The sequence below is a fragment of the Halobacillus litoralis genome (assembly GCF_020524025.1).
Classification (GTDB): domain Bacteria; phylum Bacillota; class Bacilli; order Bacillales; family Halobacillaceae; genus Halobacillus; species Halobacillus litoralis_D.
In genome coordinates this window covers 833,691-847,405 of the sequence record NZ_JAIVKN010000001.1, presented here as the reverse complement: position 1 = coordinate 847,405, position 13,715 = coordinate 833,691, and the positions used below count along the sequence as shown (strand labels likewise).

Genomic DNA, 13,715 nt, shown 5'->3' with positions numbered 1-13,715 from the left:
TTACCCCTTTCTGATTTGAAGAGATGTAACAATACTTCTACTAATCTCTTTTTGTTCCGTTATTTCATCAGCTAAACCTGATTTCACGACTGCCTTAGGCATGCCGTAAACCACACAGGACGTTTCAGCTTCAGCAATACTGTATGTTCGACAAGCTTTCTGCAGGTGAAGCAGCCCCTCCAGGCCGTCCGCTCCCATGCCGGTCATAATAACAGAAGTAACTGAAATCCCTCTCAAGCCCGCCAGCGATGTGTATAAGCGATTAACGGATGGGCGGTGACCATTGACAGAGGGAGTTTCATCTAAAGACAAAAACAGCCGTCCCCTTTTTTGAATCACTGTCATATGTAAATCCCCTGGTGCAATATAGGCTGTTCCATTCTTCAATTCCTCCATATGCTCACCCTCTTTAACGGTAATCGCTGATTGTTTATTTAAGCGTTCTGAAAGAGACCTGGTAAATCCCCGCGGCATATGTTGAACTACAACAATGGGAGCTGGGAGGTTTTCAGGCAGAGTGGTCAATACTTGCTGCAGCGCCCTTGGTCCGCCTGTTGAAGTTCCGATAGCAATAAGGTGCCCCTGTGAAGTTTGTGTTTCAGGGATGTCTGCTTCTCTTTTTATTAATTCAACGTCCATAGACCCCGGGGCTACTTTCGCCTCTGCAGCGACTAAAATTTTCCTGATTACATCTTTCTCCAACGTCTTCATATCGAGAGAAATAGAACCAGATGGTTTATGAATAAAATCAACTGCACCAAGTTCCATCGCCCTCATCGTTGAATCTGCTCCTTCTTTGGTCAAACTCGATACCATGACAACCGGCTTTGGACACTGCGCCATTATGGCGTTTAAAGCTTGAAGCCCGTCCATTCCGGGCATTTCTATATCCATTGTAATGACATCCGGATCCCAGGCTGCCATTTTCCTTAGACAGTCCTCTCCATTCCTTGCGCTGCCTACAACGGTAAGACGCGGATCGCTGTTGACGATATCTGATAAAATGCGCCTCATAAATGCAGAGTCATCCACAATCATTACACGAAATACCTTCATCTTCTTTCCCTCTCGAATACAAATCTTTTCAGCTTACCTATAAACGTTGAAGATCCCCCATATGAAGGAGGGTTGGCTCTGTCTAAATAATCCAGGGTTATTTGTTTTAACGCTCTGCTTACCTGACTCTTCGGAGCAAAAGAACAGAAGGGTTGTTGATGATGAACGGCAGCTAGTACAGATTGATCGTCAGGAAGAACTCCAAGCAAGCTGATGTCTTTTTGCAGAAACTTTCGGCTCACCATCTGCAATCGGTCAAATGTATCCGTTCCTTGACTCCGCTTATATGTACGATTAACGAGCAGGTGCATAGGTAATTGTTTATCCCTATTCACCAGGTGCTTGATCATGGCATATCCATCAGTCATGGATGTTGGTTCAGGAGTGGTGACAACAATCACTTCATCCGATGAACGAATAAAACTCAAACTATCTTCCGTCGCCCCGGCCCCCATATCAAACAAGATGTAATCATACTTCAGTAACAATCGATCAAACTGCTGCTGAAAGTATTCAAAACGGTTGTTATCGAGTTGGAAGATCTGCGATAAACCTGAGCCTCCAGCGATAAAAGATAAAGAATGCGGACCTATTTCAATGATATCGTCCAATGACCTCTTATCTTCAAATAAATCCACAAAGGAGTAGGCCGGTGAAAGACCAAGAAGGATATCAATATTCCCCATCCCAATATCCAGATCGAATAGTAAAACACGTTTTTCATTTTTTATAAGTTCAAGAGCAAAATTGACACTGAAATTTGATTTTCCAACCCCGCCTTTACCACTGACGACTGCAATAGTTCTGGCTGTTTTAGAATCGGATTGTTCTCTCATCCGACTTCGGAGCATTTCAGCTTGGTCTTTCATCCATAAACCCCTCCATCACTTGTCCTGCCAACTCTTTCGGCGACGCTTTCTTTATATCATCCGGAACATTTTGACCATTGGTGAAATAAGCAATCCCAACCTGCTCATTTACAGTTAAATTCACAGCGCTTCCCGCACTAACCGTTTCATCTGCCTTCGAGAAGATGATTTGATGAAGAGGGATGTCTGTGAATCTCTTAAAAATCTCCTTCATATCCCTATATTTACTTGTCAAAGATAAAACAAGGTAATTCTCAGCTTCATGATCAAACTCCATAACTTCCTGTAACTCTTTGATATATGCTGGATTCCGAAAGTTCCGCCCTGCTGTATCAACAAAAACCAAATCATAATCCTTGTACTTCTCTTTTGCTTCTTTGTAGTCCTTAAGATTATAGGCGACTTCTAAAGGAATATCTAAGATACCCGCATAAGTTTTCAGCTGATCAATTGCAGCAATACGATATGTATCCGTAGTGATGAATCCTACTTTAAGTCCCCTGTTTAACACCGCATCAGCCGCAAGTTTCGCCAACGTCGTTGTCTTTCCAACCCCGGTTGGACCAAACAGATGTATAAATGGTTTTGAAAATGAAGGAGCGCCCACAGAAACGTTATTTAGGAGTTCTGTTAATTCACGGGCTGCCAGATGACCAATATCTGACGGGGTCGACGGAACTTCATATTTTTCAAGTACCGCATCTACCACCATGGCGGCAATATTCTCTTCTACTTCCTTGTCGATCAAGTGTTCATAAACAGACTGATAATCAGAGGGATACAGCTGTTTTTCCTGGGTAACATCATACCGTTGGATCATTGCTTTTAATTCCCTCAGTTCCTCTATCACAGGCTCTTGAGCATTCTTCTCCTGCGGGTAGGACGGAGGAGCGGTGTCTTTTCTATAGGCTGTTTTTTCAGCCTTCTCCTCTGGATCAACCGCTGCGACAACCTCCATTTGTTCTTTCTGAAATAAGCCTAAAAAGCCTTTCGTTTTAATAGTCTTGGAATTTAATAGAACGGCATCCGGCCCCAGTTCGCTTTTAACTTTTTTCATCACTTCAGGCATATTTTCTCCCTGAAATTTTTTCACTCTCATGCTACATTCACCACCCCTACACTCTGCACCTCAACGCTTGGTTCCAACTCGTTATATGACAAGACCACAACCTGCGGCAATACACGGTCAAGCAGTTGTTTCATATACATCCTTACAGCTGGAGAGCATAACAGGATTGCTGTTTCCTCCTGCAGAGACATTCGTTCCACTTGTTCAGCAACAGAAGTAAGAATCGTCTGCTGACTATCTGGATCAAGCGCTAAATAGTTCCCATGCTCCGTTTGCTGGATATGATCAGCTATCAATTTTTCAACCTTCCCGGAAACGGTAATCACCTTCACGCGCTGGTCTTCTTTTTTATACTGATTGGTAATTTGTGCCGCTAACGATTGACGGGTGTATTCACCAAGCAGCTCTGTATCATTTGTCATTTTGGCAAAATCAGCAAGCGTCTCAAAGATTACAGGTAAGTTTTTTACAGAGACATTTTCCCTGAGCAGTTTAGCAAGCACTTTTTGAACATCGCCTACACTGAGCGGATCCGGAGTGACTTCTTCCACTAAGATTGGATAAGCTTCTTTCAAGTGGTCAATTAACTGCTGTGTTTCCTGACGACCGAGCAAGGCGTGCGCCTGTTTTTTGATTACTTCTGTAATATGAGTGGAGACGACTGATGGAGGATCAACCACTGTATACCCGGATAATTCTGCTTCATCCTTCTGATCTTCGGAAATCCATTTTGCCGGAAGACCAAACGCCGGTTCATGCGTATCGATGCCTTCAATTCCAGCATCGTCGTCCCCCGGACTCATAGCCAGATAGTGATCAAGAAGCAATTCCCCCTGCGCTACCTGGTTTCCTTTAATTTTGAGCCGGTACTCATTTGGTCCCATTTGAATATTATCTCGAATGCGAACGACCGGGATGACAATGCCAAGTTCTATAGCCAACTGGCGGCGGATCATTACAATACGGTCCAGCAGATCCCCGCCCTGATTCGTATCAGCAATAGGAATCAGCGCATAGCCAAATTCAAATTCAATCGGATCCATGCTGATTAAATCCACTACATTCTCTGATGATCTCATCTGACTGCTTTCTGCTTCATCTATTTCTTCTGGTTCTTCTAATTCCTGCTTCTGTTCCGGTCTTGATAACCAATACCCACCGAATGCAAGAACACCTGCAATCAGGGAGGTAAGGAAAATAGGAATAGGAGTTAATCCAAGAAGGAATATCGTCACAGCTGCAATATACAAAAGCTTCGGGTATCGAAAGAGCTGACTTGTGACATCTGTGCTTAAATTGCCTTGAGAGGCGACTCTTGTGACGACAATCCCTGTCGCTGTTGATATAAGCAGAGCCGGGATCTGACTCACAAGTCCATCTCCAACAGTCAGACGCATATATGTATCAATCGCTTCATTAAAAGACATGCCCATTTGGACCATTCCGATAATCAAACCGAAGATAATATTGATTAAAACAATAATAATCCCTGCTACAGCGTCTCCTTTAACAAATTTACTCGCACCGTCCATAGCTCCGTAAAAATCGGCCTCGTTTTCGATTTTCTGACGGCGTTCTTTTGCCTGGTGTTCATTAATAAGCCCTGCATTTAAATCGGCATCAATACTCATCTGCTTGCCCGGCATCGCATCAAGGGTAAAGCGGGCAGCTACTTCAGAGACTCTCTCCGCTCCTTTGGTAATAACGAGAAACTGAATGATGACTAATATGACAAAGACGACAAAACCAACAAGTGGGTTACCTCCTATCACGAAAGTACCAAATGTGGCGACCACTCCCCCTGCTTCTGCTTCTGATAATATGGATCGTGTAGTAGAAACGTTTAACCCAAGGCGAAACAAGGTGAGCAATAGCAGCAGGGTAGGAAAGACAGCAAACTGCAGCGCTTCCTCCATATTCATAGAGACTAAAATGACAATAAGAGCAAGTGTAATGTTTATTAAAATAAAGAAGCTAAGGAGCCACCCCGGCAATGGTATGACAAGCATAATAATAATTAAGATCACACCAATAAGTACGGATAAATCTCTAGCTGACATGTGGGTACTCCTTCCATTTACGTTTTCTTTTTCAATTGATATACATAAGCCAGCACTTCAGCTACCGCTTTATAAAACTGCTCATCAATGGGCTGGTCAATTTCTGACTGCTGATAAAGTGCACGAGCCAATGGGCGGTTCTCTACCGTTACCACATCATTGGCTTTAGCGATTTCTTTAATTTTAAGCGCCAGAAAATCGACACCTTTAGCAACGACATAGGGGGCGTTGGACTGACTTTCATCATATTTAACAGCTATAGCGTAGTGCGTTGGATTTGTAATGACAACATCGGCATCAGGAACTTCGCTCATCATCCGGGAAGCAGACATCTGTCTCTGCTTCTCTTTGATTTTCGCCTTAACCTGCGGGTCCCCTTCAATATTCTTATGTTCATCCTTCACATCCTTTTTGGACATCCGGATGTTTTTTTCATGATCGTAACGCTGATATGTATAATCTAAAACCGATAATATAAGTAAAGCTAAAGCAGAAGATAATCCCATTACAATCGTGATACTTCCAAAAAATGAGAGAGCGGCATCCAATGATTTCTGGGACATCATCATCATTTGGTCTTTATTTATCCAAATGATTGTAAAAGCGACCACCCCGACCAGGCTGATTTTTAATAGGGACTTGAGTAATTCAACCAACGCTCTTGCAGAAAAAATTCTTTTTGCTCCTTTAACAGGGTCCAGTTTTTTTAAATCCGCTTTCAAAGGTTCTGCTGTAAAAAGAACACCCACTTGGAGCAGGTTTGAAGCAATGCCGGCTACCACAGCTACACCCATAATGGGTGCGATGACTTTAGCCGTTTCAATCGTCATTTCCACAAAAATTTGATGAGTCCGGGCTTCTGTTAAATCCTGATGAATGGAATTAGTGAAAGCGTGCCGGTACATGTCAGTCATTTTCCCCTTCATATATCCACCAAGTAAAAACAAGATCCCAAATACGCTGATTAACAAGACCCCGGTATTTACATCCTGACTTTTAGGGACCTGACCTTTTTTTCTTGTATCCTGACGCTTCTTCGGCGTGGCTTTTTCTGTTTTTTCATCGGCTGCAAAATACTGAAGATCCAGTTTTAAATGAAACATCTACATCAACCTCCGAGTATTTCCATAAATCCACGCATCGTTTCAAGCATTGTTTCGAATAAATGTTGAATCAGCATGATATAAAAGCTCATAGCAATGACTAATACAGACAGCGCCACGAAAATTTTTAAAGGTAAACCGACTACAAAAACATTTAGCTGCGGAACCGTCCGCGCCACGATTCCAAGCGCAATGTCAACGAGAAAGAGACACCCTACAACAGGGATGGCCATTAAAAAGGCAATCACAAACATTTCATTAAACGCGTGGATAACAAAATTGATCCACCCTTCTTCTTTTAATGGAAGAAACTGATCCAAAGCTATGAAATTATAACTGTAAAAGACGCCGTCAATAATTAAATGATGACCATCAATAACTAAAATAAATAACAACGTGATGATGTACATGTATTGACCAATTAATGGACTTTGTGCTCCTGTTTGAGGATCAATGACATTCGCAATAGCAAAACCCATTTGAAAATCGATAAATCCTCCCGCAATCTGGATAGCTCCTAGAATGATATAAGCTAAAAGTCCAACCCCGATTCCAACAGCCGCTTCTTTTAGCAGTAGAAGAAAATATTCAGCATTTATGACCAGGGCTGGGATTGGAATAGTAAAATACATAATCGCAGCCAAAAAGAAACTAAACGCGACTTTATGTTGAGTCGGAACTGTCCGATATGAAAAGAGAGGCAGGGTGACAAAAAAGGATGTTACTCTGACTAAGATCAGCAGAAATGCAGGCAGGTGAGCTAAATTAATCGATTCAAGCATGAATCAGCCCACCAACATATTAAGGTTACTGAATACATTTGCAGCAAATTCAACCATATTTGTGAGCATCCAGGGCCCGAATACAATCAAACCGATCATGACGGCTACGATCTTCGGAATAAATGCCAGCGTCTGTTCCTGAATTTGAGTAGTTGCCTGAAAAATACTTACAATTAAGCCTACAGCCAATGCCAAAATCAACAAAGGACCGGATATCAGGAGAACGGTGTAAATTCCCTCTTTTGCAAATGATATGACCATGTTACTGTTCATCTAAATCTCTCCCTATCCTAAAAACCTTCTAATAATGACTTTGTAATTAAGTACCAGCCGTCTACAAGAACAAAAAGCAGAATTTTAAACGGCAGGGAAATCATAACAGGCGGCAGCATCATCATACCCATTGACATCAGGACACTGGCCACGGCCATATCAATGACTAAGAATGGAACAAAAACCATAAATCCCATTTGAAAGGCTGTTTTAAGCTCACTGATGGCGAACGCGGGCACAAGCGTTGTTAAAGGCACGTCTTGAATCGTCTCAGGCGCCTCCATATCTGAGTAGTTCATAAATAAAGCCAGGTCTTTCTGGCGTGTGTGCTTGCCCATAAATTCCTTCATTGGAACGCTCGCCTCTTCATAAGCTTCATCCAGAGTAATTTCCTCATTGAATAAAGGCGTCAGGGCCTCTTCGTTCACTTCCTGAAACGTTGGCGCCATAATAAAAAAGGTCAAGAACAGGGCAATTCCAACAAGCACTTGATTTGGCGGCATCTGCTGGGTGGCGAGAGATGTCCGCACAAATGACAGAACAATTAATATTCTTGTGAAACTAGTCATTAAAATTAATATACCTGGAGCTAGTGAAAGAACGGACAGCAGCAATAGGAGTTTGACTGATGTAGCAACACTTTCAGGGTCAGAGCTTGAGAAGATATCAATGAATTCATTCATGATCCTGATCCCCTCTCTTTCCCTTCACGGCGTTCTTCCGTTTGTTTTTCATATCATTTAGCTGATTTTCAAACAGCTGTTGAAATTGAACGGTCGATGAACTCGAGGTTGACTGACTCTTCTTCCACTGCTCCATCCATTTTTTCATCTGCTGAGCCGGCTGAAACTGATCTTCCCGGTCCTGCTTCAAGAGAGAACTTTTGGTTGTTTCATCTGTAATCTCTGTAATCATTTCCACTGTGTCTCCTACACCTAAAAGAAACACCTGCTGTCCAATTCGCACCGCCTGGATGGAACGATTGGGTCCAAGGTTCATCCCGCCAAGGTTTTCCATGGTTCTATTCTGGTTAAACAATTTATTTTTTTGATTAAAAAATTTCAGCAGGCCATAAATTAATGCAACAACAAAAAACAATGCGATAATGAGCTTGATAATATTCCATACCAATGAGCTTTCCTTTTTCTCAGCTCCCGTGCCCTTGCTTTCTACAGGTGACTCTTGCTCATCACCTGTAGAATCAACGGAGGGGCAGTCTTCAAGCTGAGGGTTCTCCAAACATTCAGAAACGTTCGGCTGAGCCATCACTTGGACGGGCATCAAACCAATAAACATACCGATGACGACGATCATAGCTGCGGCTCTCGTTGTAGAAAACATGGGCATACCTTAACTCAATGCTTTTTGGATGGCCTCTATAACGCGATCAGCCTGAAAAGGTTTAACAATGAAATCTTTTGCACCTGCCTGGATCGCATCCACAACCATTGCCTGCTGTCCCATAGCCGAACACATGATGACTTTTGCTTCCGGGTATTGTGCTTTAATTTCTTTCAAGGCTGTAATTCCATCCATCTCGGGCATCGTAATATCCATCGTTACAAGATCCGGCTGTTCATCGTTGTACAATTCAACCGCTCTCTTTCCATCTTCCGCTTCTCCTGCAATCTCATATCCGTTCTTTGTCAAAATATCCTTGACCATCATTCTCATAAATGCTGCATCATCTACAATTAAAATTCTTTCAGCCATTTGTTCTTCCTCCTCATATTTCCCTTAATTTTTAGCGAAGTTTTGTTAAGCGTTCCTTAGGACTAACGATGTCTGTGACCCGGACCCCGAAGTTTTCATCAATGACGACCACTTCCCCTTTAGCCATCAGTTTCTCATTTACATGTATATCAACAGGTTCACCAGCCAACTTGTCCAGTTCCAGGACAGAACCTGAGGAGAGCTCCAAAATTTCTTTAACCGTCCGCTTCGTGCGCCCTAGTTCAACCGTCACTTTAAGCGGAATGTCCATCAGCATATCCAGGTTATTCTGGGCGGCTGATGTCATTTGAACGGGCTCAAAGCTCTGAAACTCGGCCCTTTGCACATCTGCTTCTTCAGCGCTCTGTCCCTCAGGACCCCCTACATATTGTGGTGTTTGAGTTTTCTCTTTCTGTTGAATTTCTCGTTTTTCAGTAGCGGCAGGGACTGCTTGATCTTTCGTCTGGTGATTTTCTACAGGAACATTGACACTCTTTTCCTCTTTATGGTCTGTAGGTGCAGGCGCTGTTTTTTCTTGTTCTGGATTAAGCAGTTGTTCCACAAGTTCTTTGGCAAATCCAATCGGAACCAACTGCATAATTTTCGAATCGATCAGCGTTCCTACTTGTAGTTGAAAAGAAACCACAACGAGAATTTCATCTTTCGGAATGACTTCTGCTCCTTCATCTTCTTCTAAATGGAGCACATCAATCGCCGGCGGGGAAATATCAACTTTCTTATTAAATATCGTCGACATGCTTGTTGCAGCGGATCCCATCATTTGATTCATCGCTTCCTGCACGGCACTCAGCGCAATCTCACTTAAATGGTCATCTGGGTCTGTCCCGCTCCCACCAAGCATGAGATCAGCAATGATGGCAGCGTCTTTCGTTTTTATTACGAGTACATTTTCTCCGGTAAACCCATGGGTATAGGTAACCCCGATCGCAACATGAGGTTTAGGAAACTCTTCCGGCAGTTGTGATCTTTCTAAAACAGAAACTTCAGGTGTTGTAATTTCGACCTTTTGGTTTAATAAGGAAGATAGTGCCGTCGCTGAGCTTCCAAACGATATGTTCCCAATCTCCCCCAGAGCGTCTTGTTCTAAGTCAGTAAGGTGTTCATTTTGATTGGTTCCTTGAGAGGGTTCTTCTAGTTTGTTTTCGTCACCCCCGCCATTTAATAGCGCATCAATTTCATCTTGGGATAACATCTCATCACTCATCTTGTTTGGCCCCTCCTTTATATTCTTCTAAAACTTGTACAGCCAGCTTATTTTTGGACTTCCCTGGTTGTATATAGAATTTGTCTTCATCGTCTACTTTCATCATCATCGGTTTTTGTATCGACTGATCAAGACGAATAACATCCCCTTCTGAGAGATTGACAAACTCCTCTATACTCATATCCGCCTCCCCCAGAATAGCGCGGATATCCAGTTCAGCCTTCTGGATTGTCTTACTTAATGCATCCACATCTTCCGGGTTCTTATCTTTTGGCTGCTCTTTCTGCATCCAATAATGAACGGAAAGTTTAGGTATAATTGGTTCAAGAACGACGTGTGGAATACAAATATTAATCATCCCGGACGTTTCACCAATCGTTGTGTTTAATGAGACTACAACGACTGTCTCATTAGGAGAAACCATCTGTAGAAACTGAGGATTTACCTCGAACTCTTCTAACAATGGATCAATGTTTACAATGGACCCCCATGCTTCCTGATAGTTTTCCAGTGCACGTTCAAACAGGTGTGAAATAATGGTAGTTTCAATTTCTGTTAAACTTTCAACCTTATTTACGCCACTGCCTTTTCCTCCAAGCACCCTGTCCATCATGGCATACGCAACGTTCGGGTTTGCTTCTAACAAAATCCGCCCATTGAGAGGAGGCACACTGAATATATTCAAGATCGTCATCGTAGGGATTGAACGTATAAATTCCTCATAAGGCAGCTGATCGACCGATGCTACTTCAATATCCACATACGTTCTAAGCTGGGCAGAAAAATAAGTCGTCAATAACCTGGAAAAATTTTCGTGAATTCTTGCCAAACTTCTAATTTGATCCTTTGAAAACCTTAGAGCCCTCTTAAAATCATAGACTCTTACTTTCTTTTCTTGTTCCTCTTTTTTTAATTCTTCGGCGTCCATTTCTCCTGTTGATAAGGCGGAGAGTAACGAATCGATCTCATTCTGCGAGAGAACCTCTTCTGCCAAGACCTCATCCCCCTTTCTTTCTCTTTATTGCAGGACTTTGTTGACGGTATAGACGTCTGTCACCTCACCGCTTTCCATAAGCTGATCCAGTCTTATAGTCATCTTCTTTTCTAAGTCTGTCAGTCCTGTTTGAAAGGCTTCCGTCTCCATAACTGCTAATTCTTTAATCAGTGCATTTTGAACTTGAAAATCTCTTTTTTCCAGCTCATCCTTTGTCTTTTTACTGTCTGTCACAATACGAAATCGAATTTTCACATAACTGCCATCCATCAAATCGGTGGTCATTTCTTCTGTAACAAAGGATGATTCTCTAATGTCATCAATCGACCGCGCTCCATTTGGTTCTTCTGGCCCATTCATATTTAAAACAAATAATAGTGCAGCTACACCAAGAATCGTAAGCGAGCTCAATGTAATGACCATCATTTTAAATAGGTTCATATAACTTACCCACCTGCCTTATTTACACCATTGATCAACCCAATATTCTGGTAGAAACGCAAGACCAGATCTGTCACTTCTTGTTCTGTCTCCTGAACGAGAAGCAGCTTCCCGGATGTCGTCAGGATTGTAGTATCAGGGTTGGATTGAACCTGTTCTATGTAGATTGCATTTAATGTAAAAGACTGTCCATTTAATTTCGTCAATGTAATCATAGATTGGTAGAGAGGGGTGCAAAAAATCCCCCCTCCGTTACTCCCCCCTGCTATCGCTTCAGGTTAACAAGTTCTTGTAAGATTTCATCTGATGTGGTGATGATTTTTGTATTTGCCTGGAATCCTCGCTGGGATGTGATCATTTCTGTGAAGGAATCAGCAAGGTCTACGTTAGACATTTCGAGCGCACCGGAAACCATTTGACCAGTTCCATTTTCACCCGCATTGGATAAATCATTAAAAGTATTGAGTTCATCTTGTGCTTCACCATTTGCACTTATGAATCCTGAGTTTTGAGTGGCACGGAACTCATTACCACCTATTTTTTCTAAACCACCAGGGTTAGAGAAATTTGCAAGTTTTAATTTACCTGCAACTTTCACTTCATTATTGGCATTTATATAATTAATCGTTCCATCTGTTTGAATGCTAAAACTTTGTGCATCTTCCGGAATAGTAATTGCTCCCGCTGACCCTGAAGCTGTATTGTCTCCGTCGGCTACTTCGGTGTATGGTTCACCTACTACGTATTTTCCATTGTTATTAACAATCGCTCCTTCATTATCAAGATAAAAATTTCCTGCTCTACTAAAACTCAATTGAACCTTTTCCAAGTCCGCAATATTTCCACCTACGTTAACGCCTGCAGTTCCAGATTCAGCAAGTACAAACATTCCATCCCCTTCAAGCGCTAAATCTAACGGACGATTCGTTGTCTGACGATTTCCCTGCGTATGAATGGTATCAATGGAACCAATTTGGGAACCAAGACCGACTTGTGATGGATTCAAACCACCTCTAGCGTCATCATTACCATTAGTTACAGGACCTTGAGCACTTGAGATCGTTTGGCTCATCGTATCCTGAAACGTCACGCGGCCCTTTTTAAACCCGTAGGTGTTAACATTAGCAATATTGTTTCCAATCGTATCCAGCTTTGTTTGAAAGCCTTTCATTCCAGAAACGCCTGAATATAGTGAACGTAGCATTTAAAACATCCTTTTTTTGTTAGTTTGACCAGTCACTTCTATCGGTCCGTGCTGGTTTAAGGCCTCCCAGGTAAGGGTCCAGCCTAGTCATTAATAAAAATCGTTCCGTTAATGTTGGTGAAAATTTGAGCTTTTGATTCTTCACGGCTTAATGCTGTAACTACGGTTTGATTTTTCGTGCTCACCAATAAAGCTGCATCTTTAGTAACTACCAGAGAATCTGTCACACCTTTTTCTTTCGCTTCATTCATCTTAGAAGCAATTTGACTCCAGGAAGAATCTGATATTGAAATATTCCGATCTACCAGGCGTTTCTTAGCATGTTTGCTGATTTTAATGCCTTGAGTCTCTTGTAAGACCTCCTGGAAAGATGCTCCTCTACTGCCTTGTGGCGGGTGGTTTTTGCCCGGGATCACTAGTGGTCTATGCAAGGAATGGATGCGAGGATCCATCGAAATCTCCTACTTTCTTTCTCCTTCACTTGGTGGAAGTTCACTTACTTTCACAATATCTTCTACCGGTACCATTTCTGCTGATTCTAATTCTAAATAGGTTCTGCCATTCTTTTGATTGACGGCATGAACCACTCCCGCCTTCTCCGTTTCAACTATACCTGTATCAGGATTTACGACGGGAAAGGCAACTTCCTTGCCGATTAATCCACTATAGGTCATCAAAGGGGGTAAACTTTGGTTGTCTGTAAACGATTGAAGTGCCTGCGACATATTTGTCATTTGTTCCAAGCTTGAAAATTGAGCCATTTGAGAAATAAATTCTTTATCCTTCATGGGGTCAAGCGGGTTTTGGTTTTGTATCTGTGTCATAAGAATTTTCAGGAAGTCATCTTTTCCAAGAGTACTGCTTCCTGTCTTTATCGTTGATTGATTCTTCAAATATAGAGAAGGATCAATGGATGTCATGTAACC

17 protein-coding genes are annotated in these 13,715 nt (G+C 42.2%); all 17 read right to left on the bottom strand.

Going from position 1 to position 13,715, the window contains the following annotated elements:
* The gene (locus LC036_RS04525; protein WP_226578811.1) at nucleotides 1-1,056 is read right to left on the bottom strand and encodes a protein-glutamate methylesterase/protein-glutamine glutaminase; all 1,056 of its coding nucleotides are present in this window, start codon (nucleotides 1,054-1,056) and stop codon (nucleotides 1-3) included.
* Entirely contained in the window at nucleotides 1,053-1,925 is an 873-nt protein-coding gene (locus tag LC036_RS04520) for a MinD/ParA family protein (RefSeq protein WP_226578809.1), read from the bottom strand. Before LC036_RS04520 ends, LC036_RS04525 begins: the two co-directional genes overlap by 4 nt.
* Complete coding sequence (gene flhF, locus LC036_RS04515) at nucleotides 1,909-3,024, bottom strand: flagellar biosynthesis protein FlhF (RefSeq protein WP_226578807.1); 1,116 nt, start codon at nucleotides 3,022-3,024, stop codon at nucleotides 1,909-1,911. The genes LC036_RS04520 and flhF overlap by 17 nt, the downstream gene beginning before the upstream one ends.
* On the bottom strand, nucleotides 3,021-5,054 hold the full coding sequence (gene flhA / locus LC036_RS04510; RefSeq protein WP_226578805.1) for a flagellar biosynthesis protein FlhA: 2,034 nt from the start codon (nucleotides 5,052-5,054) through the stop codon (nucleotides 3,021-3,023). The genes flhF and flhA overlap by 4 nt, the downstream gene beginning before the upstream one ends.
* A 17-nt stretch (nucleotides 5,055-5,071) precedes the next feature.
* Nucleotides 5,072-6,157 (bottom strand): flagellar biosynthesis protein FlhB, encoded by a 1,086-nt coding sequence (gene flhB, locus LC036_RS04505; protein WP_226578803.1) that lies wholly within the window; start codon nucleotides 6,155-6,157, stop codon nucleotides 5,072-5,074.
* Between the two features lie 5 nt (nucleotides 6,158-6,162).
* Nucleotides 6,163-6,939 carry a flagellar biosynthetic protein FliR gene (gene fliR, locus LC036_RS04500; protein ID WP_226578801.1) on the bottom strand — a complete coding sequence of 259 codons (777 nt, stop codon included), beginning with the start codon at nucleotides 6,937-6,939 and terminating at the stop codon, nucleotides 6,163-6,165.
* Nucleotides 6,940-6,942: 3 nt separating this feature from the next.
* Nucleotides 6,943-7,212 carry a flagellar biosynthesis protein FliQ gene (gene fliQ / locus LC036_RS04495; RefSeq protein WP_226578798.1) on the bottom strand — a complete coding sequence of 90 codons (270 nt, stop codon included), beginning with the start codon at nucleotides 7,210-7,212 and terminating at the stop codon, nucleotides 6,943-6,945.
* A 17-nt stretch (nucleotides 7,213-7,229) separates the two neighbouring features.
* Nucleotides 7,230-7,895: a flagellar type III secretion system pore protein FliP gene (fliP, locus tag LC036_RS04490; RefSeq protein WP_226578795.1), complete on the bottom strand. Its 666-nt coding sequence runs from the start codon at nucleotides 7,893-7,895 to the stop codon at nucleotides 7,230-7,232.
* Nucleotides 7,888-8,559, bottom strand: a complete 672-nt coding sequence (locus tag LC036_RS04485) for a flagellar biosynthetic protein FliO (RefSeq protein ID WP_226578792.1) — start codon at nucleotides 8,557-8,559, stop codon at nucleotides 7,888-7,890. Before LC036_RS04485 ends, fliP begins: the two co-directional genes overlap by 8 nt.
* 3 nt (nucleotides 8,560-8,562) lie before the next feature.
* A complete protein-coding gene (locus tag LC036_RS04480; RefSeq protein WP_226578790.1) occupies nucleotides 8,563-8,925 on the bottom strand; it encodes a response regulator in 363 nt (120 codons plus the stop codon).
* 31 nt (nucleotides 8,926-8,956) lie between these two features.
* A complete protein-coding gene (gene fliY, locus LC036_RS04475; RefSeq protein WP_226578788.1) occupies nucleotides 8,957-10,150 on the bottom strand; it encodes a flagellar motor switch phosphatase FliY in 1,194 nt (397 codons plus the stop codon).
* A complete protein-coding gene (gene fliM / locus LC036_RS04470) occupies nucleotides 10,143-11,144 on the bottom strand; it encodes a flagellar motor switch protein FliM (RefSeq protein WP_226578786.1) in 1,002 nt (333 codons plus the stop codon). Before fliM ends, fliY begins: the two co-directional genes overlap by 8 nt.
* Nucleotides 11,145-11,168: 24 nt before the next feature.
* Nucleotides 11,169-11,585 (bottom strand): flagellar basal body-associated protein FliL, encoded by a 417-nt coding sequence (gene fliL / locus LC036_RS04465; protein WP_226578783.1) that lies wholly within the window; start codon nucleotides 11,583-11,585, stop codon nucleotides 11,169-11,171.
* Between the two features lie 5 nt (nucleotides 11,586-11,590).
* The gene (locus LC036_RS04460; protein WP_226578781.1) at nucleotides 11,591-11,800 is read right to left on the bottom strand and encodes a flagellar FlbD family protein; all 210 of its coding nucleotides are present in this window, start codon (nucleotides 11,798-11,800) and stop codon (nucleotides 11,591-11,593) included.
* Between the two features lie 50 nt (nucleotides 11,801-11,850).
* Nucleotides 11,851-12,789, bottom strand: a complete 939-nt coding sequence (gene flgG / locus LC036_RS04455) for a flagellar basal body rod protein FlgG (RefSeq protein ID WP_226578779.1) — start codon at nucleotides 12,787-12,789, stop codon at nucleotides 11,851-11,853.
* Nucleotides 12,790-12,872: 83 nt separating this feature from the next.
* On the bottom strand, nucleotides 12,873-13,241 hold the full coding sequence (locus LC036_RS04450; RefSeq protein WP_226578775.1) for a TIGR02530 family flagellar biosynthesis protein: 369 nt from the start codon (nucleotides 13,239-13,241) through the stop codon (nucleotides 12,873-12,875).
* Between the two features lie 9 nt (nucleotides 13,242-13,250).
* Complete coding sequence (flgD, locus tag LC036_RS04445; RefSeq protein WP_226578772.1) at nucleotides 13,251-13,709, bottom strand: flagellar hook assembly protein FlgD; 459 nt, start codon at nucleotides 13,707-13,709, stop codon at nucleotides 13,251-13,253.
* Between the last annotated feature and the right edge of the window lie 6 nt (nucleotides 13,710-13,715).